The organism is Sphingomonas bacterium (genome assembly GCF_028289855.1).
GTDB lineage: Bacteria > Pseudomonadota > Alphaproteobacteria > Sphingomonadales > Sphingomonadaceae > Sphingomonas.
In genome coordinates, this window is record NZ_JAQGKZ010000056.1 from 1 (window position 1) to 25460 (window position 25460).

Consider the following 25460-nt stretch of genomic DNA (forward strand, 5'->3'; position numbering starts at 1 on the left):
CCGACCGTGACCGCGGTCCCCGCGGCGGCTTCGACAGCGAATAAGGAATCAGAGACATGGCACGACCCTTTTTCCGCCGCCGCAAGAGCTGCCCGTTTTCCGCCAAGGATGCCCCCCGGATCGATTATAAGGACGTCCGGCTGCTCCAGGGCTTCGTTTCCGAGCGTGGCAAGATCGTCCCCTCGCGCATCACCTCGGTGAGCGCTAAGAAGCAGCGCGAGCTCGCCCAGGCGATCAAGCGCGCCCGTCATCTGGGCCTGCTGCCCTACCTCGTTAAGTAAGGAGCGCCCGACATGGACGTTATTCTGCTCGAACGCGTCGAAAAGCTCGGCGCCATCGGCGACGTGGTCACGGTGAAGGACGGGTTCGCCCGCAACTTCCTGTTGCCCAACAAGAAGGCGCTGCGCGCCAACGACGCCAACCGTAAGGTTTTCGACGCAAACCGCTCGCGGATCGAGGCCGACAATGCGTCGCGCCGCGGCGATGCCGAAAAGGAAGCCAAGAACTTTGACGGCGCGACGGTGACGTTGATCCGCCAGGCGTCGAACACCGGTCAGCTCTACGGCTCGGTCGCGGTGCGCGATCTCGTCGAGGCGCTCGAGGCCGACGGCCACAAGGTCGCCAAGTCGGCGATCGTGCTCAACAAGCCGATCAAGGCGATCGGCGTGTACGACGTCAACGTCGCGTTGCACCCCGAAGTGTCGGTGACCGTCAAGGTCAACGTCGCGCGCTCGCCCGAAGAGGCCGAGATGCAGTCGCAGGGCGTCGATGTGATGTCGGCGATGTTCGAAAAGGACGAGGCCGGCTTCGTCGAGGATTTCGATCCCAACGCCGAGCCCGGCGCGACCGCCGATGTCCGCGAAGAGGCTCCCGCAGCCGAAGCGACCGAGGAAACGCCGGAGGCCTGATCGGGCTTACGCCGAGACAAAGAAAAAGGGCCGTCCGGATCATGTCCGGGCGGCCCTTTTTCTTGTGGCTCTCTGGGAGGGGGGAGAGAGCCGCGACGTCCCGAGGGGGATCAGAACGTCGAAACGCAGGCGCCCAACACTGCTGCGAGCGGGATCAGGGCGAAGACGACGGGCATGACGTTTTTCACGGCGTGAGTTCCAGCAGGTCGTGATGACCCATGCCGCTTAAAATGCGCATCGCCCGCGAAATTTCCAGAAGATGAACGAAATAGATTTTCGTGGGTCAGTGGAACTTTTCGTTGCCGAAGACTCCCTCGATAATCATCACTTTCGTCCGAACAATTTCTCGATATCGCCGTGCGCCAGCTTCACCCAAGTCGGACGGCCGTGGTTGCACTGGCCCGAATGCGGCGTGACTTCCATTTCGCGAAGCAGCGCGTTCATCTCGGCAACCGACAGCACCCGCCCGGCGCGGACCGAGCCGTGGCACGCCATGGTCGAGGCGACGTGGTCGAGGCGTTCCTTGAGGCTCAGCGCTTCGTCGAACGCGGCGAGTTCGTCGGCCAGGTCGGTGACGAGGCCAGCCACGTCGCCCTGCCCCAACAACGCCGGGGTAGCACGAACCAGCATTGCGCGCGGGCCGAACCGTTCGAGTTCGAGACCGAATTCGGCCAGTTCGGAAAGGCGCGCTTCGAGGCGGTCGCACGCGGCCTCGTCGAGTTCGATCACTTCGGGAACCAGCAAACCCTGGCTCGCGACCCGCCCGCCGGCGAGCGCCGCGCGCATACGTTCGAGCACCAGGCGTTCGTGCGCCGCGTGCTGGTCGACCAACACCAGCCCGTCCTCAGCTTCGGCGACGATGTAGGTTTTGGCGACTTGGCCACGCGCGACGCCGAGCGGATGCGCGACGGTGTCGGGTGGCGGAGCGTAGGCGACCTCGGCGCGCGCCAGCGGCGGCGGCGCATTGAAGCTCGGGCGGCGATCGAACACCACCGAATGGCGCGGCGCGGTAAGCGTGCCGACCTCCCCCGCATCCCACAATGTCGGCCCGACCGGTTCGGGTCGCCACGCCGCCAAAGCGTCCTCGCTCGGCCGCTGAAAACTGCGATGCCCTGCTTCGTCCAGCGCCCGCCGCAATCCGCTGACGATCAGTCCGCGGATCATTTGCGGCTCGCGGAAGCGCACCTCGGTCTTGGCGGGGTGGACGTTGACGTCGACCAGGTCGGCGGGGAGATCGAGGAACAGCGCCACCACCGGGTGCCGGTCGCGCGCGATCATCTCCGCATAGGCGCCACGGATCGCGCCCATCAGCAGGCGATCCTTCACCGGGCGGCCGTTGACGAACAGATATTGGTGGTCGGCGACGCCGCGGTTGAACGTTGGTAGCCCTGCCACCCCGCCGAGCCGTACACCCTCCCGTTCGAGATCCACGCCGACGCTGTTTTCGGCCAGCGCGCGATCGGTCAATGCCGCGACCCGCGCGGGCCGATTTTCCGGCGCGTTGGTCGCCAGCGTCCGCTTGCCGTCATGTTCGACCGAAAAAGCGATGTCGGGCCGCGCCATTGCCAGCCGGCGGACGATGTCGAGGCTCGCTCCATATTCGGCGCGCGGGGTGCGCAGGAATTTGCGGCGCGCGGGCACCTTGTCGAACAATGCCTCGACCACGACACGCGTTCCCGGCGGCAAAGCGCCCGGCCCCTCCTCGACCAGCACGCCATTATCGATCACCCGCCGCCAGCCGTCGCTGCCACGCACCCGGCTTTCGAGCGTCAACCGCGCGACGCTGGCGATCGAGGGCAATGCCTCGCCGCGAAACCCCAGGGTCGTGACCTGATCGATTTCCTCATCGGGCAGTTTCGACGTCGCGTGACGTTCAAGTGCGAGCGCCATGTCTGCGGGCGTCATCCCGCAACCGTCATCGACGACTTCGATCAAATCGATGCCCCCGGCGGCCAGTTTGACCGCGATCCGCGTTGCCCCCGCATCGACCGCGTTTTCGACCAGTTCCTTCAACGCGCTGGCGGGTCTTTCTACCACTTCACCGGCAGCGATACGGTTGACCAGATGTTCGGGGAGGCGCCGTATTGACATGGGATACGCTCTAGCCCAAGCGGCGGGCTCTCGCGACCGTTAATGCCGACCAACCGGAGCCCGGAAAGCGGCTTTGGCGGCGGGGGAATAAATAACAGTGCGCGCGCTTCGACAGCGCGGCTTTTCGGGCGGTATTTTCCTTATGGTCTTCGGGCGTTTCTTCAAGCTGATGTCGCAGGACATGGCGATCGATCTGGGTACGGCGAACACCGTCGTTTATCTGCGCGGACGCGGTGTGGTGCTCAACGAGCCCTCGGTGGTCGCGGTCGAGACGATCAACGGCGTGAAGAAGGTCAAGGCGGTCGGCGACGACGCCAAGCTGATGATGGGCAAGACGCCCGACAGCATCCAGGCGATCCGCCCGTTGCGCGACGGCGTGATCGCCGACATCGACGTCGCCGAACAGATGATCAAGCACTTCATCCACAAGGCGCATGGCGGGCAGAAACGCTTCATGCGCTGGCCGCAGATCGTGATTTGCGTGCCGTCGGGATCGACCAGCGTCGAGCGCCGCGCGATCCGCGACGCCGCGCAGAATGCCGGCGCCAGCCAGGTATGGCTGATCGAGGAGCCGATGGCCGCCGCGATCGGCGCCAACATGCCGGTGACGGAACCGATCGGCAGCATGGTCGTCGATATCGGCGGCGGCACGACCGAGGTTGCGGTGCTGTCGCTGCGCGGCCTCGCCTATACCACGTCGGTCCGCGTCGGCGGCGACAAGATGGACGAAGCCATCGTGTCGTACGTCCGCCGCAACCATAACCTGCTGATCGGCGAAGCCACCGCCGAGCGGATCAAACAGGAAGTCGGCACCGCCAAGCCGCCCGCCGACGGCATCGGACTCACGATCCACATCAAGGGCCGCGACCTGGTCAACGGCGTGCCCAAGGAAATTCAGATCAACCAGGGCCAGATCGCCGAGGCGCTGAGCGAACCCGTCGGCACGATCGTCGAGGGTGTGCGGATCGCGCTGGAGAATACCGCGCCCGAACTCGCCGCCGACATCGTCGATCAGGGCATCGTCCTGACCGGGGGCGGCGCGCTGCTCCACGGGATCGATGAAGTGCTGCGCGACGAAACCGGGCTGCCGGTGACGATCGCCGACGATCCGTTGACCTGCGTGGCGCTGGGCACAGGGCGCGCGCTCGAGGATCCGATGTATCGCGGCGTTCTGCACACCGCCTGATTTCTGCTAAGGCCACTATCGCGGCCTTTTATGTGAGGGAGTGGGATGGCGCCGCCACGCAACCGGCGCCCGGGTTTCTCACGGCGGGCGCAATATAGTCTGTTCATCGGGTACGTCATCGCGATCGCGGGGGCGCTGGTGGGGGCTGTCCTGCTCGCTTTGTCGACGCTCAACCCGCCGGCCTTCTCCGCGCTGCGCGCCGGCGCCGGCGAAGTCACTGCGCCGGTCAGCTGGGCGATCGGGTCGGTGTGGAACGGGATCGCCTCGATCCCCTCGGCGATCGGTAGCTTCTTTGGCGTCCGCGGCGAGAATGCGCGGCTGAAAAAACAAGTCGCCGACGAGCGCCAACAACTGCTTCGCGCGCGCGCCATCGCCTATGAAAATTTGCGCCTGAAGAAATTGATGGGCCTGCGTGAGCCGAGCGTCGAAACGATCGCGACCGCCCGCATCGTCAGTTCGTCCGCAACCAGCACCCGGCGCTATGCTTTGCTCTATGCCGGCCTGATCCAGGGCGTTCATGCCGGGATGCCGGTACGCGCGCCCGATGGACTGGTCGGCCGCGTGCTGGAGGCCGGACCGGATACCGCGCGCGTGCTGTTGCTGATCGATCCCGAAAGCATCGTGCCGGTGCGACGGACGCGCGATGGTGCGCCGGGCTTCGCGACCGGGCGTGGCGACGGCCAGCTCGACGTCAAGCCGATCGCGCTCGGCAACGCCGAATATGCCCCCGGCGACGTGCTCGTCACCTCGGGCTCCGGGGGCATTTTTCCGCCCAATATTCCGGTCGCCAAGGTCATCAGCCGTAGCCGCGACGGCGCGCTCGCCAAACCCTATGCCGAACCCGACGCGCTCGATTACGCTCTGGTCTTGCGCGCCTTCCTCACCGCGCCGCCACCTCCTGCCGACGAGAAGCGGCCGTGAGGCAAGCGGGCGGCGCGTTCGCGCCCGAACCCTCCCCGATCGCCGCCTGGGCGATCCCCGCGGCATCGATCGTCGCGGGATCGTTGATCACCATCTTGCCGCTGATCGCGACGTTTCCGGTGTTGCCGCCGCTGGGGCTGATGACGTTGCTCGCCTGGCGGCTGTTGCGGCCCGACACGGTGCGGATATGGAGCCCGTTGCCGCTCGGGCTGTTCGACGATCTGGTCAGCGGCCAGCCGCTGGGCAGCGCGATCTTGCTCTGGACGGTCAGCCTGCTGGTCGTCGATCTGCTCGACCAGCGGCTGATGTCGCGTGATTTCTGGCAGGATTGGGTGCTGGCGTCGGGCGCGATCGGCGCTTGCTTGATCATCGGGCGCTTGATCGCGACGCCGCTTGAGGCGCATGTCGATACGCTGTTGCTGTTTCAGGTGATCGCGGCCGTGTTGCTCTATCCCTTTGTCGCCCGGCTGGTCGGATGGCTCGACGCCAAGCGAGGGCGTGCGTGAGCCGTCCGCCGCGCCTGACGACCGAGGCGACCCAAAGCTATAGCTTCTCGCGCCGGGCGCTGATGGTGGGCGGGGTGCAGGGCGCCGTCGCGGTGGCGCTGGCCGCGCGGATGACGTGGCTGTCGGTGTTCGAGAACGAGCATTATCGCCTGCTGTCGGAAAGCAACCGCGTCAATCTGACGATGATTCCGCCGCGGCGCGGATGGATCGTCGACCGCAACGGCCACGCGATCGCCAACAACCGCACAGATTTCCGCGTCGATATCATCCGTGACCGGCTGCCAGAGGCCGAACAGCCCCGCGTGCTCAAACTGCTCCAGCAATTGCTCGGGCTGCCGCCCGAACAGATCACGCGGATCGAGACCGACATCAAGCGCGCCGCTGGGTTTCAGCCGGTCCAGGTGGCCGAGAATCTCGATGCCGACCGGTTCAATGCGGTGCAGGTCCGCTTGCCCGAACTGCCCGGGGTGGCGCCGACCGCCGGTTATTCGCGCAGCTATCCCGCCGGCCAGGCGGTGGCGCATCTGACCGGGTATGTCGGCGCTGCATCAGCGGAACAATATCAGAAGAGCAAGAACCCGTTGCTGATCACCCCCGGTTTCAAGATCGGCAAGGATGGCCTTGAAAAGGCATTGGAAAGCACGCTGCAAGGTGAACCCGGCGCCAAGCGTGTCGAAGTCACCGCGCACGGTAAGCTGGTGCGCGAACTCGAAACCCGGCGCGACGTCGCCGGTCACGTCCAGCGGCTGACGATCGACGCCGGGCTGCAGGAATATGCCGCGCGCCGGCTGGGCACCAATTCGGGCTCGGTGGTGGTGATGGACGTGACCAACGGCGACGTGCTCGCCTTCGTGTCGATGCCCGCCTACGATCCGAACAGCTTTTCCGACGGGATCAGCCCTCTCGAATGGAAGATGCTGTCGGACAACGACCACGTGCCGCTGATGAACAAGATCCTGCAGGGGCTCTATCCGCCGGGATCGACGGTCAAGCCGATGAACGGCCTGGCGCTGCTTCACAATGGAGTCAGCCCGGAGGATCGGATCAGTTGCAGCGGCGCGCTCAAGGTCGGGGGCGGCATCTTCCACTGCCACAAGAAAAGTGGTCATGGTCCGCTCAACCTGAAGCAAGCGATCATGGCGAGCTGCGACATCTATTTTTACGAGATGGTGCGGCGGCTCGGTTATGACCGGGTCGCACCGATCGCGCGGACGCTCGGTCTCGGGCAGAAATTCGATATTCCCTTTTCGACCCAGCGCTTCGGCACTGTGCCCGACAGCGCGTGGAAACTGAAGAAGTATAAGGACGAATGGACCGTCGCCGACTCGTTGAACGCGTCGATCGGTCAGGGATATGTCCTCGCCAATCCGCTACAATTGGCAGTGATGGCGGCGCGCATCGCGTCGGGCCGATCGTTGACGCCGCGGCTGGTGATGAACGGCCCTGCCCCGCGCGCCAATCCGCTGCCGCTCGATCCGGATCACCTCGCGCTGATCCGCAACGCGATGTACGGTGTGGTCAACGAAGGCGGCACCGGCGGCGCGGCGCGGCTCAACATTCCGGGCGTATCGCTCGGCGCGAAGACCGGGACGGCGCAGGTTCGCCGGATCACGATGACCGAGCGCGCCGGCGGCGTGCTGAAGAATGCGTCGCTGCCGTTCAAGCTGCGCGACCACGCGCTGTTCGTCTGCTTCGCGCCGGTCGAAAATCCGCGCTACGCTGCGGGGATCGTGCTGGAGCATGGCGGCCATACCGTCCGCAACCTCGACACGCCGGGGATCGGACGCGACATCATCACGTACCTGATCGACCGCGACCGCGCGCTCAAATCGCTCGCCGAGCTCGAACCGACATGGGGCGGTGACATCGTCACGCGCGCGGCGGCGGAGACGGCAGCGTACAAAGGGCAGATTTCGGCGGTTCAGGCGGTGCAAACCGAAGCCGACGCCACCGCCCCGGTCGATGCGCCGGCGGTCGAGGCGGCGACCGATGCCGCGAATGTCTCTGCCGCCGCCATCGCCAACACCGCCCTCCCCGCCGAACAGGGATCGCACGAGGTCGAACAGTGAGGCAGCCATCGTCCGCTTCGCTGGGCTTCGTCCCCGAGCCGCTCGCCCAGCTGCCGTGGAAGATCCTGCTGCTGGTAATGGCGATCGGCTGTTTCGATCTGCTGGTCCTCTATTCGGCCGCGGGCGGGCATATCAGACCGTGGGCGCTGCCGCAGGGCATCCGCTTCTTCGTCCTGCTGGCCGCGGCGATGGCGCTGTCGCGCGTGCGGCCCGAAGTCTGGGGGATGATCAGCCTGCCGGCCTATACCGTTATCATCCTGATGCTCGTCGGCGTCGAAATATTGGGAAAGGTCGCCGGCGGCGGCCAGCGCTGGCTCGAACTTGGTGTCATCCGGCTGCAGCCGTCCGAGCTGATGAAGCCGTTCATCGTGCTGGCCTGCGCGCGCTTCTACGACCTGTTGCCGCCCAGCGAGACGCGCAAGTTCGGCGCGATCTGGCCCGCCTTGCTGCTGATCGGCCTACCTGCGGGGCTGGTAATGCTGCAACCCGACCTCGGCACCGCGCTAATGATCACCGCCGGGGGAATCACCGTCATGTTCCTGGCCGGCATCCCGCTACGCCTGTTCATCGGCGGGGCGTTGGCCGGAATCCCCGCCGCGCTGGTCGGCTTCAACTTCGTGCTTCACGATTACCAGCGCAACCGCATCCTGATTTTCCTCAACCCGGAAAGCGACCCGCTGGGCACGGGCTATCACATCACGCAGTCGAAAATCGCGATCGGGTCGGGCGGCATTTGGGGTAAAGGCTTTCTCAACGGCACGCAGAGCCACCTCGATTATCTGCCCGAGGGGCAAACCGACTTCGCGCTGGCGACCATGATGGAGGAATGGGGCCTGGTCGGCGGCGTGCTGCTGATCATCGCCTGGTTCGCGATCATCTGGTGGGCAATCAACATCGCGTTGCGCGCGGAGGGGCGCTTCGCCCGGCTGACCGCGGCGGGACTCGCCACGACATTGTTCTTTTACGTGTCGATCAACATGGCGATGGTAATGGGGCTGGCGCCGGTGGTCGGGGTACCGTTGCCGCTGATCAGCAACGGCGGATCGTCGCAGCTGACCGTGCTGTTGTGCCTAGGCATCCTGATGTCGCTCGACCGCGCCAATCGCCGGCAATCACGCTGGTAGCAATGCCGTCGCAAAAAGGGTTTGCAAAGAGCGGCCGCGATGCTAACCGCCTCGCTCCCCGAACGGGGCCGCCGATCGGTGGGCCGTTATCCGGCATGGACGCATAGCTCAGTTGGTAGAGCAGCTGACTCTTAATCAGCGGGTCCTAGGTTCGAGCCCTAGTGCGTCCACCATTCTTCTAGCAAAAGCAGCCACTTACGTGGATCCGGGCGTCGTTCGGGGCGTGGAAGCATTTGCCTGCTAGCGCTTTAGCCGCGTGCGGCCGTCTTCGCCGTCCATGTGTCGTATTGTCTTGCCAACCTGCTCGTTGAACTTTTCGAAAAGTATCGTGGCGTCATCTAGCGCCGCGCGAGAATCCTTCTCACTTTTTGCAGAACCGGAGGCAGAGCAGTATCGCTTGAGTTCGCGGACTAAGTCCCTGATTTTTTCATCGTGAACTCGACTTTGAAGTAAGATTGTTCGCGCCTGCAGTCCTCTGCTTTCTTCGCTGACGTCGGCTGACACAGCCGACTTTCCCCATGAGCCTGAATCGCGCGCATGTTTCCGTAGACAATCGAGACGTTCATAAGCATCCTAGCGGCAAGTCACGCTAAGGCGAGCGACATTCACTATTAAGCTCGCAAAGTCACTACGTTGTCGCCGTTCGCCTTGCCTATCACCCCGCCCAGCGCGACGAGGCTGCGCATGCCGCTGGGACCTGATCAGCAGTATTCGACGGTATCTACCGAAATCTAGGCATTAAGGCGATAGCCGACGCCAACCTCGTTCGAGATCAGGCATGGTCGCGCAGGATCAATTTCCAGCTTCTGCCGCAGATTGCGAACGACAATGCGCAGATAGTCGACATGCCCTTCGTGCGCCGGGCCCCAGACTGTTCGAAGAAGTTGGCCGTGCCCGATGACGCGATCAGGCCGCTTCGCCAGCTCAGCGAGCACGTCATATTCTTTGGGTGATAGGTGGACCTCGTCTCCGCCTCGACGCACTCGACGATGCTCCAGATCGATCTCAACGTCTCCCGCGAAGACGAGCTGGCGCTCCGCCTCGGACGCAAGGCGATGACGAAATGCCGCTCGGACACGGGCAAGCAATTCGTCGGTATCGAAGGGTTTCGTCACATAGTCGTCGGCACCGAGATCGAGCGCGGCGACCTTCTCCGCGGTATCCTCGCGTGCGGAAACGACCAGCACGGTGGCGCGGCGCGCCTTCATCAACTGGACCAGTTCGAGCCCGTCGCGGTCGGGCAAGCCGAGATCGAGCAGCACGACCTCGGGCTTCTCTATGTCAGCGAGCGACAACGCCTCGCGCGCCGTTCCCGCGTCTACCGCCGCGTATCCGCCCCGCTCGATCACAATGCGCAGCAAGCGGCGGATATGCGCGTCGTCTTCGACAATCAGAACTTTGGGCGCGGTCATGGCTTCCTGTTACGGCCGCACGGTCATCCGGTCGAGCGCGAGGTTAAGCGCGAGCACGTTGACGCGGCGCTCGCCTATAAAGCCAAGCAGCGGCCATGCGGTGTTGTCCTCGACCAGCTTGCGCAGCCTTGCCGGTTCGATCCCGCGCGCGCTGGCGACGCGAACCACCTGAAACAAAGCCGCCTCGGGGCTGATGTCGGGATCGAGCCCCGAGGCGGAGGCCGTCACCAGATCGGCGGGAACAACATTCCCTGGTGCGGATGCTTTGGCGGTGGCGAGGTCACCCTTCACGCGGTCGGTGAGCGCCTGACTGGCGGGGCCGAGGTTCGAGCCCGACGACGCGGTGGCGTCGTAGCCCTTGCCGGCGGCGGACGGGCGGCCATGGAAATAGCGGTCGCTGGCAAAGGATTGGCCGATCAGCGCCGAGCCGATGGCATTGCCCTTCGCGTCGCGGATCAGGCTGCCATTGGCGGCGGCGGGCGCGACGAGCTGGCCGATGCCGGTCAGCGCGGCGGGATAGGCCAATCCCAGCAGGACCGCGAATAACAGGGTGAGCACGATCGCCGGGCGCAGCGCGGTGGTGAAGTCCTTGAGCATCGTCTTATCCTCTAGGCGAGGTTGAGGGTGGATACGGCGAGATCGATCAGCTTGATGCCGACGAACGGCGCGATCAGCCCGCCCAGACCGTAAATGGTAAGGTTGCGCACAAGTAGCTGGCCAGCACCCATCGCTGTGTAGGTCACGCCCTTCAGCGCTAGCGGCACGAGGAGCGGGATGATTAGCGCGTTGAAGATGATCGCCGACAGAATCGCGCTTTGCGGGGACGCGAGCCCCATCACGTTGAGGACCGCGAGTCCGGGATAGAGCACGACGAACATCGCCGGGATGATCGCGAAATACTTCGCCACATCGTTGGCGACCGAGAAGGTCGTGAGCGCCCCGCGCGTCATCAGCAATTGCTTGCCCAAACCAACGATCTCGATGAGCTTGGTCGGGTCGCTGTCGAGATCGACCATATTGCCCGCCTCGCGCGCGGCTTGCGTGCCGGTGTTCATCGCCACGCCCACATCGGCCTGCGCCAGCGCTGGCGCGTCGTTGGTCCCGTCACCGCACATCGCGACGAGCTTGCCGCCCTGTTGTTCTTTGCGGATAAGCTCGAGCTTGTCCTCAGGCGTCGCTTCGGCGAGGAAGTCGTCAACCCCGGCTTCGGCGGCGATTGCGGCGGCGGTCAGCGGATTGTCGCCGGTGATCATCACCGTGCGGATACCCATCCGGCGAAGCTCGGCAAACCGCTCGCGCACGCCGGCTTTAACCACGTCCTTGAGCGCCACTGCGCCGAGCAGCCTGCCGTCGCGCACAACCGCGAGCGGGGTCATGCCAGCGCGCGCGATTTCGTCGGTGATCTTGCGCAGCTCGAAAGCACCGGCGGTGTCGGCCGGTAGCGTCTTGAGTATCGAATCGACCGCGCCCTTCAGCACCTGGCTCTCGCCGATCCGCAGGCCCGAACTGCGCGTCTGAGCGGTGAACCGGATGATCTCCGCATCAGCGGGCAGCGTGCCCGACGTAGCGAACTTTTCGCGCGCTAGGACGACGATCGAGCGGCCCTCCGGGGTCTCGTCGGCAAGGCTGGCGAGCATTGCCGCCTCGGCGAGCACTTTCGCATCGATGCCGCCGAGCGGACGAAACTCGCTCGCCTGGCGATCGCCGATCGTGATCGTGCCGGTCTTGTCGAGCAGCAACACGTCGATATCGCCCGCTGCCTCGACCGCGCGGCCGGACTTGGCCAGAACGTTGAAGCGGACGAGCCGATCCATTCCGGCAATGCCGATCGCCGACAGCAAGGCGGCGATCGTGGTCGGGATCAAGGTGATCAGCAGGGCTGCGAGCACTGCAACCGAGATGTGCCCCTTAGCATAACTGGCAAAACCCGGGATCGTGCCGACCGCGATCAGGAAGATGATCGTCAGCCCGACCAGCAGGATGGTCAGGGCGATCTCGTTCGGGGTCTTCTGGCGCTCGGCGCCCTCGACCAGCGCGATCATGCGGTCAAGGAAGCCCTGCCCGGGCTCCTGCGTTACGCGCACCTTGATCCGGTCGGAAATGACGCGCGTGCCTGCCGTGACCGCCGAGCGGTCGCCGCCGGCCTCGCGGATGACGGGCGCAGACTCGCCGGTGATCGCGGCTTCGTTGACGGATGCGACGCCCTCGACGACTTCGCCATCGGCGGGGATCAAGTCGCCGGTCTCGACCAGCACGACGTCGCCCTTTTCTAGCCGCCATGCCTCAACCTTGCTCCACGCATCGCCGACCCCGGCAAGCCGCTTGGCCTGGAGGTCGGCCTTGGTGGACCGCAGGCTGGCTGCCTGGGCGCGTCCCCGCCCTTCGGCGAGGGCCTCGGCAAACGTGCCGAACAATACGGTGAGCCACAGCCAGACGATCAGCTGGGCCTGGAACGAGATCGCCAACGGTTCGCCGCCCAGTATCAGCAATACCGTGAGCAACAATGCAACGACAGCGGTCACGAACAACACCGGGTTCTTCACCAGTTGGCGCGGGTCGAGCTTCTTGAACGAGTCACCGATCGCCGGGACGACGAGCTTGGCGGAGAACATGGAAGATGCGGCTACCATGGCGGAACCCTTACGAAAGCTGGCCGCCGATCATCGCGAGATGATCGGCGATGGGACCAAGCGCGAGGCTTGGCAGGAAGGTGAGGCCGCCGAGGATCAGGATGATCCCGACCAACAGACCGGTCCACAGGCCGCCGGTGGTCGGGAACGATCCAGCGCCCGCGGGTACGTGTTTCTTCGACGCGAGGCTGCCGGCGATGGCGAGCACGGGCACGATCATGAAGAATCGCCCGACCCACATCGCGATCGACAGCATGCCGTTATAATATGGAGTGCCCGCGGTCAGGCCGGCGAACGCGGAGCCGTTATTCGCGGTGGCCGAGCTGAACGCGTACAGGATTTCACTGAAGCCATGTGGCCCCTTGTTGAGCGGCCCCGCGAGGCCATCCGGCAATATTGCGCTTAACGCCGTGAAACCGAGGATCGACAGCGGTAGCACGGCGATCGCCAGCACCGCGAACTTGACCTCGCGGCTTTCGATCTTCTTGCCGACATATTCTGGCGTACGCCCGACCATCAGCCCGGCGACGAACACCGCGAGGATCGCGAACAGCAGAAAGCCGTAGATGCCCGCACCGACGCCGCCGACCACGACTTCGCCGAGTTGCATGTTGAAGAGGGGAATCAGCCCGCCCAGCGCGGTCATGCTGTCGTGCATCGCGTTGACCGCGCCGCATGACGCCGCCGTCGTCACGGCGGCGAATAAGGCGCTGCCAGCGGTGCCGAAACGGACTTCCTTGCCCTCCATGTTCGCGCCGGCGATGCCGAGATTATGGAGGACCGGGTTGCCGGCTGCCTCCTGCCAGTAGGCGACTGTCGTGCCCGCGAGGAACAGGATCGCCATCGCGGCAAGGATCGCCCAGCCCTGACGCGTGTCGTTTACCGCCTTGCCGAAGCACCAGGTCAACCCGACGCCGATCGAGAAGATCGACAGCATCTGGACGAGGTTGGTCAGCGGACGGGTTCTCGAACGGGTGCGCCGAATTGGCGTTGAAGAAACCGCCACCGTTAGTGCCGAGCATCTTGATCGCTTCCTGGCTCGCGACCGGGCCGAGCGCGATGGTCTGCTTGATCCCCTCCAGCGTGGTCGCATCGACCGACGTGGCGAAGGTCTGCGGCACGCCGCTCAGGATCAGGTAGATCGCGTAGACGATTGAGACCGGCAGCAGCAGGTAGAGCGTAATCCGTGTCATATCGGCCCAGAAATTGCCGATGCCACTTGCCTGCCGCCGCGCGAATCCACGAAACAGCGCGAAGGCGATCGCGATGCCGGTCGCGGCGCTGAGAAAGTTATGGATCGTCAGCCCGAACATCTGACTGAAATTGGAAAGCGTGGCCTCGCCCGAATACCATTGCCAGTTGGTGTTGGTGACGAAGGCGATCGCGGTGTTCATCGCGCCGTCCGCGCCGACGCCGGCCATCGCGCGTCCGTTAAACGGCAGCCCGCCCTGCGCGCGAAGCGCCAGATAGGTCAACAGCGCCGCGATTAGCTGGAACAGCAGCATATGGACGGTGTAGCGCCGCCAACCCTGCTCGGCGTTCGGGTCGATCCCGGCGAGCCGGTAGAAACCGTTCTCGACCGGCCCGAGCACGCGGTGGAGCGGCGTTCGGCGGCCTTCGTAGAGCGCGAACAGCCACATCCCCATCGGCTTGGCCAATGCGGCGAGAATGGCGACGAACAGCGCGATCAGCGTCCAGCCCTGCCAAACCATCAGAACTTCTCCGGCCGCACGAGCACGGCGATCAGGTAGAAAAGGAGGCCGAGCGCGGTCAGCCCGGCGAGCATCAGGTGGAGGCCCATCTCAGGCCTTGTCGCACAAGCGAACGAAGGCGAGCGTCGCCAAGAAGAGCCCGCCAAGCACGGCGAGCCAGATGAGGTCGGGCATGGAAAGCCTTTCGAGTCGGTGCCGCGTCAGGAGCGGCTGTCGCCACGCGAGATAGGCGTTGGGGGCATTAAGGTTCGCCGGTGAAAGCGGTCCCTCGGCATTAAAAAGTCATAAGAATCGCCGCTTTTCGGCTTTTCCCACGGGCGACAAGGCCTAGGTTCGCGTCGTGATCGACGATCGCCCCTCTCCCGACGCCCTGCTGCGCACCGCCAAGCGCGAAGAACGCGGCCGGCTCAAGATTTTCCTCGGTGCCGCCCCCGGGGTCGGAAAGACCTTCGAGATGCTGCAGGAGGGTGCCGAGCGGCAGCGTGCCGGGATCGATGTGGCGGTCGCGATTGTCGAGACGCATGGCCGCGCCGAAACGCATGCTCTCGTCGCGCCGCTCGAAGTGATTGCTCGCCGGTCGATCGACTATCAGGGTCACAAGCTCGACGAGATGGACCTCGACGCCGTGCTCGCACGCCGCCCGCAACTCGCATTGGTCGACGAGTTCGCGCATTCCAACGCCGAGGGCAGCCGCCATCCCAAGCGCTGGCAGGACGTGATGGAACTGCTCGACGCGGGGATCGACGTCTACACCACACTCAACGTCCAGCATATCGAGAGCCTCAATGACGTTATAGCCAGCTTCACTCGTATCCGCGTGCGCGAGACGGTGCCCGACAGCGTATTCGACGGTGCAGAGGTCGAGGTCGTCGACTTGCCGCCCGACGAATTGATCGAGCGGCTGAAGAACGGCAAGGTCTACATCCCGGCCGAGGCGACGCGCGCGCTCGATCGCTTTTTTTCCAAAGCCAACCTGTCGGCCTTGCGCGAGATGGCGCTGCGCCGCGCCGCGCAGAGCGTCGATCAAGCGATGCTCGAACATCTCGACAGCCATGCGGTCGCCGGCACCTATGGCGGTGGTGAGCGCGTTCTGGTCGCGGTAAGCGAGCTACCCGGGTCGGATACGCTGGTGCGAACCGCTAAACGGCTTGCCGACGCGCTCAAGGCTCCGTGGCAGGCCGTCTCGATCGAAACGCCCCGCGCCGCCGGGTTCAGCGACGATCAGAAACGCCAAGTCGCCGACACACTGAGCCTCGCCGCCAGTCTGGGCGCGTCGATCGCGGCGATCCCGGCCGAGAATGTCGCGGCAGGTCTGCGGGCGCAGATCGACGAGATGCGTGCGACCCAATTGGTGATCGGCAAGTCAACGCGCAGTTGGTGGTTTGCGCTTCGCCACGGCTCCGTGGTCGATGCGATGCTGGCGGCCGGGGACGGGCTGGCGGTACACGTGATCCCGGCCGGGGCGGCCCCGCCGCGAAGCCGTCCGACGCCGATTAGAGGCGATTGGGGCTTAGCCCTAGTGGCGGCTGCAGTGATCGCGCTGGTCGGTGCTGCCACGGGTCTGGGCAAGCTGGCGGAGCCTTGGATCGGCGTTGGCGGCATCGACTTGATCTACCTGCTGCCAGTGATCGTCGCGTCCGCGCGGCTCGGGCTATGGCCGGGGATCTCAACCGGTGTCCTGTCAGGCCTGGCCTATAATTTCTTCTTCCTGCCACCGCTCTACACCTTCACCGTCGCCGACCCGCAAAGCGTGCTGACGATGCTGGTGCTGATCGGCATCGCTACGTTCACCGCGAACCTGACCGGCCGCTTGAGGGTCCGCGCGACTTTGGGGGCAAGAAGCGCGCAGGAAAACGCCGCGGTGGCTGCATTCGGGCAGGCACTGGCGCGGTCATCGAGTTGGGAAGCAACCAGCCGCACCGCCTGCGAGGAAATGGCAGCGATGCTCGGTCTGTCGGTGATCCTGCTCGACGATCGAAATGGGGAGCTTGAGTGCATCGCCACGTCCACCGATGATTTCCCGCCATTCGGCCCAGTCGATCGCGCCGCCGCCGATTGGGCTTGGAGCCGTGGCGAAGCGGCGGGCGCGGGCACGGGAACGCTGGTGTCCGCCGATTGGCAGTTCCAGCCACTCAAAACCGCGCTTGGTGTGCTGGGTGTTATCGGGCTCGCCTCGTCCGACGGTGGCGATCCAGTGGGGGCTGGGCGCGCGGTGCTGCTCGCCACGTTGCTCGGCCAGGCGGCGCTCGCGCACGAACGGCTCAAGCTCGAAGAACAGGTCCGCGAAGTGTCGGTGTTGCGCGAGCGTGATCGGCTCCGCGCTGCTCTTTTGTCGTCGATCGGACACGATCTACGCACGCCGCTGACATCGGTCGCTGCATCGATCGATGCGCTGGCTGCGCAAGACCCCGATCCCGCCGCTGCCGCCATGGCACGCGCCGAAGTCGCGCGCCTGCGTCGCTTTCTCGACAATCTGGTCGATATGGTACGGATCGACACAGGCGCTCTCAACCTCAAGATGGAAGCGGTCGATTTGACCGACGCGGTTGGGAGCGCGGTGCACGACCTGAAAGACTTGCTTCGCGGCACCCATATCGACTTGAGAGTTCCCGCGAACCTGCCGCTGGTCGAGGCAGATGCGACCTTGCTCCACCACATTCTGATCAACCTGCTCGCGAACGCGGCAATCCACGGTGGCAAAGGAGCGATCGAGATCACGGGTGAGCGCCAGCCCAACGCAATCGTACTATCAGTCCGCGATCATGGAGCCGGTCTTACGTCCGGATCCGAAGCTCTTGTTTTCGAGACGTTCGCACAGGGTCTGGGCGGAGATCAACAAGGAGGAAGCGGTTTGGGCCTGGCAATCGCGAAAGGCTTCGCCGAGGCAATCCGGGTGAAAATTGTTGCTGGCAACCATCCCACCGGCGGCGCGATATTCTCGCTGAGCATACCGCCCCGCTCGAGCTCAAATCTCTATATTTGAAACGGAGTCGCTGTTGGGCCTGCTCGCGCCGTTCGGAGCAGCCGTCGATTCGGTCTGCGAGACCTGCCATGCCTTTGATTGGGTCAAGCATCACTTCTGGCTGCCGGGCAGGATCGAATATGTTTCGATGCAGGAAGTCCCGGGAAGCCCCGGCATTTTTCAATACGGCCAATGATGACGAGGCTGCCGAACTGGCCAAGAAAGCCTGTATCGATGCATGCAGTTGAAGCGAGGCAACTGGGTTCGAGTTCTAGCACGTCCACCATTTTTCCTGCTAGTTTAACCGCTTCGGCCGTCGGCTGGACAAGGGGTTTCTTATCATGAGCGATTTCGCGCGCGATATCTCGGTCGTATCGGGAAGCGCGGCGGTGCGGGTGCTGCTCAACCGACTTTGTGCGATCACGGGCATGGGCTTTGCCGCGGTGGCGCGGGTGAGCGAGCATCGATGGATCGCATGCCAGGTCCTCGACCGGATCGCGTTCGGCATGGAGCCGGGCGGCGAGTTGCAGGTCAAGACGACGATCTGCGACGAAATCCGCGATCATGGCCGCGCGGTGTATATCGACAGCGTCCAGGACGAGCCGATGTGGCGCACGCATCCAACGCCGGTGCTGTACGGCTTCCAAAGCTACGTCTCGGTGCCGGTCTATCGCCCCGACGGCAGCTTCTTCGGTACGCTGTGCGCGATCGATCCCGAGCCGCACGTCGTAAACACGCCCGAAACCGTTTCCGAGATCGAGGCGCTCGCACGCGAGATCATGACCTGCCTCGAAAACGAGCGGAAGTCGGCCTGACCTAACCCCGCTTTGGCACGCTAAAGAAACGGTGCGATGCGTCCGTGACGACCGCCCCTATGTAGGCTCGCGAAACGTGGGTGTAATTTGGGCATGCACGGCTAATCTAGCGCGCGAAAGGTATATTGATGGCGACCCGGCCGCTGGCCAAGACTTCAGATGCTCCCGCGACCGCGCCGCTGACTCACCTTCAGCGGCTCGAGGCCGAAAGCATCCATATCTTGCGCGAAGTCGTGGCGGAGGCCGAGCGGCCGGTGATGCTCTACTCGGTCGGCAAGGACAGCGCGGTGATGCTGCACCTGGCGCGCAAGGCGTTCTATCCGGCACCCCCGCCCTTCCCGCTGCTCCATGTCGATACGACGTGGAAGTTTCGCGCGATGTACGATTTGCGCGACAAGGCCGCGCGCGATGCGGGGATGGAATTGCTCGTCCACCGCAACCCCGAGGCAATGGAGCGCGGAATCAACCCGTTCGACCATGGCGCGCTCCACACCGATATCTGGAAGACCGAGGGGCTGAAGCAGGCGCTCGACCAGCACGGCTTCGACGTCGCGTTCGGCGGCGCACGGCGCGACGAGGAGAAGAGCCGCGCCAAGGAACGGATTTTCAGTTTCCGTTCGACAAGCCATCGGTGGGATCCCAAGGCGCAGCGGCCCGAACTGTGGAATCTTTACAATGCGCGCAAGGCGAAGGACGAAAGCATCCGCGTGTTCCCGCTGTCGAACTGGACCGAGCTCGACATATGGCAATACATCCATCTTGAAGGGATCGAGATCGTCCCGCTCTATTTCGCCGCGCCGCGCCCGACGGTCGAACGCGACGGGATGATCGTGATGGTGGATGACGAGCGCTTTCGGCTCGCGCCGGGCGAGGTGCCGATCGAGCGCTCGATCCGGTTCCGGACGCTGGGTTGCTATCCGCTGACCGGCGCGGTGGAAAGCGACGCGACAACCCTTCCCGCGATCATCCAGGAGATGCTGCTGACCACGACCAGCGAGCGCCAGGGCCGCGCGATCGACAAGGATGCGGGCGGCGCCGGGATGGAGAAGAAGAAGCAGGAGGGGTACTTCTGATGGCCTCTCGCTCGCCCCAAATTCTCCGTCACCCTGAACTTGTTTCAGGGTCCAATTCTCCACCGCCGAAGGCTTCGCCAGTTGCCCGATGGATGCTGAAACCAGTTCAGCATGACGGATGTGGCGGAGGCGCGGCGTGACCCCCGCCTTCCGCCCCGACGCGCTCATCGCCACCGATATCGACGCCTATCTCGGCCAGCATCAGCGCAAGACGTTGCTGCGGTTCATCACGTGCGGGTCGGTCGATGATGGCAAGTCGACGCTGATCGGCCGGCTGCTTTACGACAGCAAGATGATCTTCGACGACCAACTGGCGGCGCTGGAAGCGGACAGCAAGCGCATCGGAACGCAGGGCCAGGAAATCGACTTCGCGCTGCTGGTCGATGGCCTCGCCGCCGAGCGCGAGCAGGGGATCACGATCGATGTCGCGTACCGCTTCTTCGCGACCGACAAACGCAAGTTCATCGTCGCCGACACGCCGGGGCACGAACAATATACCCGCAACATGGTGACCGGCGCGTCGACCGCCGATTTGGCGGTGATCCTGCTCGACGCGCGCAAGGGCGTGCTGACGCAGACGCGGCGGCATTCGTACCTCGCGCACCTGATCGGCATCCGGCACGTCGTGCTGGCGGTGAACAAGATGGATCTGGTCGGGTACGACCGGGCGACCTACGACGCGATCGTCGCCGACTATGCCGCGTTCGCCGAGAGCATCGGTATCGAGGCGTTCACCGCGATCCCGATCTCCGGGTTCAAGGGCGACAATGTCGCGGCGCCCTCGACCAACACGCCGTGGTACGCCGGTCCGACTCTGATCGAGCATCTCGAAACCGTGCCGCTCGACGCTGACGCCGATCGGGCGCGCCCGTTCCGTATGGCGGTGCAATGGGTCAACCGCCCCAACCTCGATTTCCGCGGGTTCGCCGGCACGATCGCGTCGGGGACAATCGCCCCAGGCGACGCGATCCGCGTGCTGCCGTCGGGCCGGACCTCGACCGTCGCGCGGATCGTCACGGCCGACGGCGACCTCGACGTAGCGGTCGCCGGGCAATCGGTTACGCTGACCCTGGCCGACGAGATCGATTGCTCGCGCGGCGACGTGATCGCCGCTGCCGCCGACCCGCCGCAGGTCGCCGACCAGTTCGAGGCGACGATCGTGTGGATGGCCGACGAGCCGCTGCTGCCCGGGCGCGGCTACTGGCTCAAGCTCGGCACGCAGACCGTTACCGCGCAAGTCCACCAGCCCAAATATCAGGTCAACGTCAACACGCTCGAACAGCTCGCGGCCAAGACGCTCGATCTCAACGCGATCGGCGTCTCCAATCTGGCGACCGACAAGCCGTTGGTGTTCGAGCCCTATGCCGACAGCCGCGAGCTCGGCGGGTTCATCCTGATCGACAAGGTGACCAACGCGACGGTCGCGGCGGGGATGCTGCACTTCGCGCTGCGCCGTGCGCGCGACGTGCATTGGCAGGCGATCGATGTGTCGCGCGCCGCGCACGCATCGCAAAAGGGCCAGGAGCCCAAACTGCTCTGGTTCACCGGCCTGTCCGGGTCGGGCAAATCGACCATCGCGAACCTAGTCGAAAAGAAGCTGTTCGCGCTGGGGCGCCACTCGTTCCTGCTCGACGGCGACAATATCCGTCATGGGCTCAATCGCGATCTGGGTTTCAGCGACGCCGACCGGGTCGAGAATATCCGCCGCGTCGGGGAGGTCGCCAAGTTGATGACCGATGCCGGGCTGATCGTGCTGACCGCCTTCATTTCCCCCTTCCGCGCCGAGCGCGACTTGGTCCGCGCAATGATGCCCGCGGGCGATTTCGTCGAGATTTTCGTCGATACGCCGTTGGAAGTCGCCGAAGCGCGCGACGTGAAGGGGCTCTACAAGAAGGCGCGGCTGGGCGAGATTGCGCAGTTCACCGGCATATCCAGCCCGTACGAAGCGCCGGAACGCCCCGATATCCGCATCGACACTACGCGCGAGACGCCCGAAGCGGCCGCCGAGCGGATCGTCGAGCATATCATGGGCGTGTGGAGTCCTAATCTGTGACCGACGGAGATCTGGCGGCTTTGTTGGCCGGTGAGGCAGGTGAATTGCTACAGGCAAGCCGCTCTCGCCTGATGTTTCGTGATGAGGGCTCCAAAGAAATTGGCATGCGAGGCGACGCCAAGGCCAACAATTACCTCTGCAAGATGCTGGGGAGACTTCGCCCCGACGACGGGCTGTTGTCCGAAGAACGCAAATGCGACGGCACGCGCATGGCCAAGTCGCGCGTGTGGATCATCGATCCGGTCGACGGCACGCGCGAATATGGCGAGGCGCGCGACGATTGGGCGGTGCATGTCGCTTTGTGCGTCGATGGCGCACCGGTGCTTGGCGCGGTAGCATTGCCCGATGCTGGGCTGGTGTTGCGGTCGGATGCGCCCCCCGCGCTGCAACCCCTTAACGATCCGCCCCGCATGGTCGTCAGCCGCACGCGCCCCGCCGCCGAAGCGGTCGCGGTCGCGGCAGCGATCGGCGCAGATCTGGTGCCAATGGGTTCCGCGGGCGCGAAAGCGATGGCAGTGGTGCGCGGGATTGCCGACATCTACCTCCATTCGGGCGGCCAGCACGAATGGGACAGCGCCGCCCCGGTCGCGGTGGCGCTCGCGGCCGGGCTCCACTGCGCGCGGCTCGACGGCACACCACTCGTCTATAATTGCGACGACACCTATGTTCATGACCTGCTGATCTGCCGCAAGGAACTGGTCGGCGCGGTAATGAAGGCACTCGTCGCCTCTGCGCCCTCACCCCGGACTTGATCCGGGGTCCTTCGAGCCTCAAGCGTACCGCGCGCGGATAAATGGATGCCGGATCAAGTCCGGCATGACGGATTGGGGCTCAGGGAGAAACGCATGCCGATCTACGAACTCGACGGCAAAATCCCGGTGATCGGCATGGGCGTGTGGATCGCGCCCGACGCACACGTCATCGGTGAGGTCGTCCTCGGCGACAATGTCGGGGTGTGGTTCGGCACGGTCATTCGCGGCGACACCTCGCTGATCAACGTGGGCGACGGCACCAACGTGCAGGACGGAACGATGCTGCATTCGGATTACGACGTGCCGCTGACGATCGGCGCGGAGTGCACGATCGGGCACCACGCGATCCTCCACGGCTGTACGGTCGGCGACCGCGTACTGGTGGGCATGGGCGCGACCGTGCTCAATCAGGCCGTGATCGGCGACGAATGCGTGATCGGCGCGAATGCGCTCATCACCGAGGGCAAAAGCTTCGACGCTGGCAGCCTGATCGTCGGCAGCCCGGCGCGCGCGATCAAGGCGTTGGACCCGAACGCGCGCGCGTTCCTGAGAGCGTCGGCGGCGCATTACATCGAAAATGCGCGCCGCTTCGCCAAGGGGCTGAAGCGGATCGACTAAGCGCCGATCACCCCGCCCAGTTCGTGACCCCCGCCCGCAAGCGGTCCGCTACGGCCTTGCGCACCGCGATTCCCGCCAGCGCACGTTTGACGCCGCCGCGCGACGATGCCGGCAAGTTCTTGTCGGCATAAGCCGCGATCTTGTCGGGCATGGTTGTGTCATTGGATCCGGCGCCCAGGCTGACGATGAATCCAGCGCGCGTGCTCGCCTCGAGCAGGCCGTTGACCAAATCGGCATTGGCGACCGCGAAGTCGAACGCCTGGTCGGGGTGGCCGCCCGCCACCGCGCGCAGGATCGTCGGCTTCTGTTGCGCGCTCAACACGTCACCCTTGACCAATTCCAGCGCGCGCGCCGCCAGCACCGGATCGCGCGCCGCGCCGAGCAGCCGGACATATTCGTTCTTCACCACCGGGTTGGTTTCCGCTTTGGTCAGCGCGAGCAGGTCGTCCCAATCGGCCGTGGTCGCGTTGCGCGCGAACGTGCCGAGAATCGGCTGACGGATTGCCGGCGGGATCGCCGAGGATTCGGTCTTCAGCTTGGCGAAATAGGCCCGCGCCCGCTTGATGACTTCGGGATCGCCAGCCGCACCCAAGCGGCCGACCAGATCCTCCCGCAAATTGGTGACAAGTGGCGATTCGCCGGGCTGAGCCTCATACCCGATCCGCGCCAGCACCGGTCCGAGCTTGCGGATGGTCAACGCATTGACGCGGTCCTGCAACGGCGTGCCCGCATACAGCCCGCTGAGCGAGCCGAGTTGTCCCGACACCAGCGACCATTCGAGCGGGCTGGCGTCGCCGGGCACCGCGTCGAGTGTCGCGGCGTACATCGCAAAATCCTGGTCGCCGGAGCGCGCCAACGCGTAATCGTCGCCCAGCGTCCCGAGCCGGTCGGCGAGATCGAGCTTCGCATAATTGGCGACCAACGCGGCGTGCGCCAGCGCATCATACCGGATCCGCGTGTAGCTGCCCTTGCCCAGGTTGCCGACGACCGGGCCACAGCCCTTCACCGTCACCGAATAGGGCTTGCTGCTCTTGACCGCCGTCGTCGTGACCGCGCCGCCGACCGTGCCGAGCCGCAACGGCACCTGCCACAGTTGAGGCGTCTTGGACGCGGCATCGAGCCCGAACCGCCCCTGATCGAGCGTCACCAGCGTGTTGCCGCCGCTGCACGCCGCATTGCTCACGGTGATCAACGGCACCCCGCCCTGCAGCGTGAAGTCGTGCGCAAAGCCCTTTACCGGCATTCCCGACGCCGCCTCCAGTTCCGCCCAAAGTTGGTCGGTCTGGGTGTTCCCGTACCTATATTTCGCCATGTAGCGGCGGATGCCGGCGCGGAATTTGTCGGGACCGAGCGTCGATTCGATCATCGTGATGACCGCCTGGCCCTTTTGATAGGTAATGCTGTCGAACGCCTCGCCGATCTGATCGACGGTCTCGACGTGGCGGATGATCGGATGCGTTGCGGCGGTCGCATCGACCCCGATGCCCTGCTCACGATCGGACGCCACCGCCGAATCACGCGCGAACCAGTCGGGGTTGAGGTCGGCGGAGGTCTTGTTCTCCATCCACGACGCGAAGCCCTCATTGAGCCAGAGGTCGTCCCACCAGCTCATCGTCACCAGGTCGCCGAACCATTGGTGCGCCATTTCATGCGCGACGACGACGAAGATGCGCTGCTTGTCGCTCTCGGTCGCGCGCTTCTTGTCGAACAGCAATTCGGGCTCGAAATAGAAGATCGCACCCCAATTCTCCATCGCGCCGAAGAACTGGCTAGTGCCCGGTCCGGCAATCATGTCGAGCTTGGGCAGCGGATAGGGCTGACCGAAATAATCGTTGTAATAGGTCAGCAGGCGCTTGGCCGAGGCCAGCGCATAATCGCCCTGATCCGACACGCCCTTGCGCGTGATGACGCCGATCTCGGTCTTGCCCGACATCACTGTCTTGCGTTCCATGTCGCCCATGCCGAGGAACAGAAGGTAGCTCGACATCACCGGCGACTGCCTGAAGCTGTAGAGTTGCGTACCATCTGGACGTTTGGTCACGAGCGCCGGCATGTTCGAGAAAGCGAGCTGTCCCTTGGGCGCGACGGTCCGCAACGTGAACTTCGCCTTGAAGCTCGGCTCATCCCACATCGGCGCGAAGCGGCGCGCGTCGGGGGCTTCGAACTGCGTCGCCAGCATCCGCGCTTTCGACCCGTCGGTGTTGGTGTAGTCGATCGCGAAGAAGCCGGCGGCGGATTCGTTGATCTTGCCGGTCCAGGCGAAGGCGATGGTGTGCACGCCGGCCTTGGCCGCGACGGGCAGCGTGAGCGTCACGCGCTGCGCATCGTTGTCGAGCTTGAACGGGACCGCCTTGCCGTCGACCGTCGCCTTGCTGATCGCCAGATCGGCGGCGTTGAGCGTGATCGTGCGCGTCGCGGTGCGGACGTTGACCGTCACCGTCTCGCTGCCGGTAAAGGTCATGGCCTGCGCGTTCGGGTCGATCGTGATGTCGTATGCAATCGGCGCGACGTCGCGGGTCAATTGCGCCGCGGCGAGCGCCGGCGTCGAGGCAGTAAACATCAGGGCGACGGCGGCGGCGGCAAGCTTCATGGACGACCTCATTATCTGGTGTGTTGCCTTACTATAAC

20 protein-coding genes, 1 tRNA gene and 1 pseudogene are annotated in these 25460 nt (G+C 64.7%); 15 read left to right on the forward strand and 7 right to left on the reverse strand.

What is annotated here, in order from left to right; genetic code table 11:
* The first annotated feature begins 56 nt into the window (after positions 1 to 56).
* Together rpsR and rplI are read left to right on the forward strand one after the other, a co-directional pair.
* The gene (gene rpsR, locus JWM94_RS05720) at positions 57 to 281 is read left to right on the forward strand and encodes a 30S ribosomal protein S18 (protein ID WP_066583513.1); all 225 of its coding nucleotides are present in this window, start codon (positions 57 to 59) and stop codon (positions 279 to 281) included.
* 12 nt (positions 282 to 293) lie between these two features.
* Positions 294 to 908, forward strand: coding sequence for a 50S ribosomal protein L9 (rplI, locus tag JWM94_RS05725; protein ID WP_299423207.1), 615 nt, complete (start codon positions 294 to 296; stop codon positions 906 to 908).
* Positions 909 to 1232: 324 nt separating this feature from the next.
* On the opposite strand, the gene mutL is transcribed toward rplI, so the two are convergent.
* Complete coding sequence (gene mutL / locus JWM94_RS05730) at positions 1233 to 2999, reverse strand: DNA mismatch repair endonuclease MutL (RefSeq protein WP_299423211.1); 1767 nt, start codon at positions 2997 to 2999, stop codon at positions 1233 to 1235.
* Between the two features lie 142 nt (positions 3000 to 3141).
* Between mutL and JWM94_RS05735 the strand changes: the two genes are divergently transcribed.
* The 6 genes from JWM94_RS05735 to JWM94_RS05760 all read left to right on the forward strand — a co-directional run bounded on the left by JWM94_RS05735 (position 3142) and on the right by JWM94_RS05760 (position 8978).
* Positions 3142 to 4185 carry a rod shape-determining protein gene (locus JWM94_RS05735; protein ID WP_299423265.1) on the forward strand — a complete coding sequence of 348 codons (1044 nt, stop codon included), beginning with the start codon at positions 3142 to 3144 and terminating at the stop codon, positions 4183 to 4185.
* Between the two features lie 45 nt (positions 4186 to 4230).
* Entirely contained in the window at positions 4231 to 5106 is an 876-nt protein-coding gene (gene mreC / locus JWM94_RS05740; RefSeq protein WP_299423214.1) for a rod shape-determining protein MreC, read from the forward strand.
* Positions 5103 to 5612, forward strand: a complete 510-nt coding sequence (gene mreD / locus JWM94_RS05745; RefSeq protein WP_299423217.1) for a rod shape-determining protein MreD — start codon at positions 5103 to 5105, stop codon at positions 5610 to 5612. The genes mreC and mreD overlap by 4 nt, the downstream gene beginning before the upstream one ends.
* A complete protein-coding gene (mrdA, locus tag JWM94_RS05750) occupies positions 5582 to 7681 on the forward strand; it encodes a penicillin-binding protein 2 (RefSeq protein WP_299423220.1) in 2100 nt (699 codons plus the stop codon). The genes mreD and mrdA overlap by 31 nt, the downstream gene beginning before the upstream one ends.
* The gene (gene rodA / locus JWM94_RS05755) at positions 7678 to 8805 is read left to right on the forward strand and encodes a rod shape-determining protein RodA (RefSeq protein WP_299423225.1); all 1128 of its coding nucleotides are present in this window, start codon (positions 7678 to 7680) and stop codon (positions 8803 to 8805) included. The genes mrdA and rodA overlap by 4 nt, the downstream gene beginning before the upstream one ends.
* Before the next feature lie 97 nt (positions 8806 to 8902).
* Positions 8903 to 8978 (forward strand) — tRNA-Lys (locus tag JWM94_RS05760).
* 558 nt (positions 8979 to 9536) lie between these two features.
* Here the strand turns inward: JWM94_RS05760 and JWM94_RS05765 are convergent.
* The 5 genes and pseudogenes from JWM94_RS05765 to JWM94_RS05785 form a co-directional block, all read right to left on the reverse strand.
* Entirely contained in the window at positions 9537 to 10217 is a 681-nt protein-coding gene (locus JWM94_RS05765) for a response regulator (protein ID WP_299423228.1), read from the reverse strand.
* Positions 10218 to 10226: 9 nt separating this feature from the next.
* A complete protein-coding gene (kdpC, locus tag JWM94_RS05770; protein ID WP_299423233.1) occupies positions 10227 to 10814 on the reverse strand; it encodes a potassium-transporting ATPase subunit KdpC in 588 nt (195 codons plus the stop codon).
* 11 nt (positions 10815 to 10825) lie between these two features.
* Positions 10826 to 12847 (reverse strand): potassium-transporting ATPase subunit KdpB, encoded by a 2022-nt coding sequence (gene kdpB, locus JWM94_RS05775; RefSeq protein WP_299423236.1) that lies wholly within the window; start codon positions 12845 to 12847, stop codon positions 10826 to 10828.
* 10 nt (positions 12848 to 12857) lie between these two features.
* Positions 12858 to 14559, reverse strand: a pseudogene (gene kdpA / locus JWM94_RS05780) (potassium-transporting ATPase subunit KdpA).
* Positions 14559 to 14648 (reverse strand): potassium-transporting ATPase subunit F, encoded by a 90-nt coding sequence (locus JWM94_RS05785; protein ID WP_299423240.1) that lies wholly within the window; start codon positions 14646 to 14648, stop codon positions 14559 to 14561. The pseudogene kdpA and the gene JWM94_RS05785 overlap by 1 nt, the downstream one beginning before the upstream one ends.
* A gap of 254 nt (positions 14649 to 14902) precedes the next feature.
* On the opposite strand from JWM94_RS05785, the gene JWM94_RS05790 reads away from it, so the two are divergent.
* From JWM94_RS05790 to JWM94_RS05820, 7 genes are all read left to right on the forward strand, one after another.
* Complete coding sequence (locus tag JWM94_RS05790; RefSeq protein WP_299423269.1) at positions 14903 to 17542, forward strand: sensor histidine kinase KdpD; 2640 nt, start codon at positions 14903 to 14905, stop codon at positions 17540 to 17542.
* A gap of 13 nt (positions 17543 to 17555) precedes the next feature.
* On the forward strand, positions 17556 to 17717 hold the full coding sequence (locus JWM94_RS05795; RefSeq protein ID WP_299423244.1) for a hypothetical protein: 162 nt from the start codon (positions 17556 to 17558) through the stop codon (positions 17715 to 17717).
* Positions 17718 to 17862: 145 nt separating this feature from the next.
* On the forward strand, positions 17863 to 18336 hold the full coding sequence (locus JWM94_RS05800; protein ID WP_299423247.1) for a GAF domain-containing protein: 474 nt from the start codon (positions 17863 to 17865) through the stop codon (positions 18334 to 18336).
* Between the two features lie 128 nt (positions 18337 to 18464).
* Positions 18465 to 19409 (forward strand): sulfate adenylyltransferase subunit CysD, encoded by a 945-nt coding sequence (gene cysD, locus JWM94_RS05805; protein WP_299423249.1) that lies wholly within the window; start codon positions 18465 to 18467, stop codon positions 19407 to 19409.
* Between the two features lie 136 nt (positions 19410 to 19545).
* On the forward strand, positions 19546 to 21462 hold the full coding sequence (gene cysN, locus JWM94_RS05810; protein ID WP_299423252.1) for a sulfate adenylyltransferase subunit CysN: 1917 nt from the start codon (positions 19546 to 19548) through the stop codon (positions 21460 to 21462).
* A complete protein-coding gene (locus tag JWM94_RS05815) occupies positions 21459 to 22214 on the forward strand; it encodes a 3'(2'),5'-bisphosphate nucleotidase CysQ (RefSeq protein WP_299423254.1) in 756 nt (251 codons plus the stop codon). Before cysN ends, JWM94_RS05815 begins: the two co-directional genes overlap by 4 nt.
* Before the next feature lie 93 nt (positions 22215 to 22307).
* On the forward strand, positions 22308 to 22832 hold the full coding sequence (locus tag JWM94_RS05820) for a gamma carbonic anhydrase family protein (protein WP_299423257.1): 525 nt from the start codon (positions 22308 to 22310) through the stop codon (positions 22830 to 22832).
* A gap of 7 nt (positions 22833 to 22839) precedes the next feature.
* Here the strand turns inward: JWM94_RS05820 and JWM94_RS05825 are convergent, their stop codons facing one another.
* Complete coding sequence (locus JWM94_RS05825; protein ID WP_299423261.1) at positions 22840 to 25422, reverse strand: M1 family metallopeptidase; 2583 nt, start codon at positions 25420 to 25422, stop codon at positions 22840 to 22842.
* Positions 25423 to 25460 lie beyond the last annotated feature (38 nt).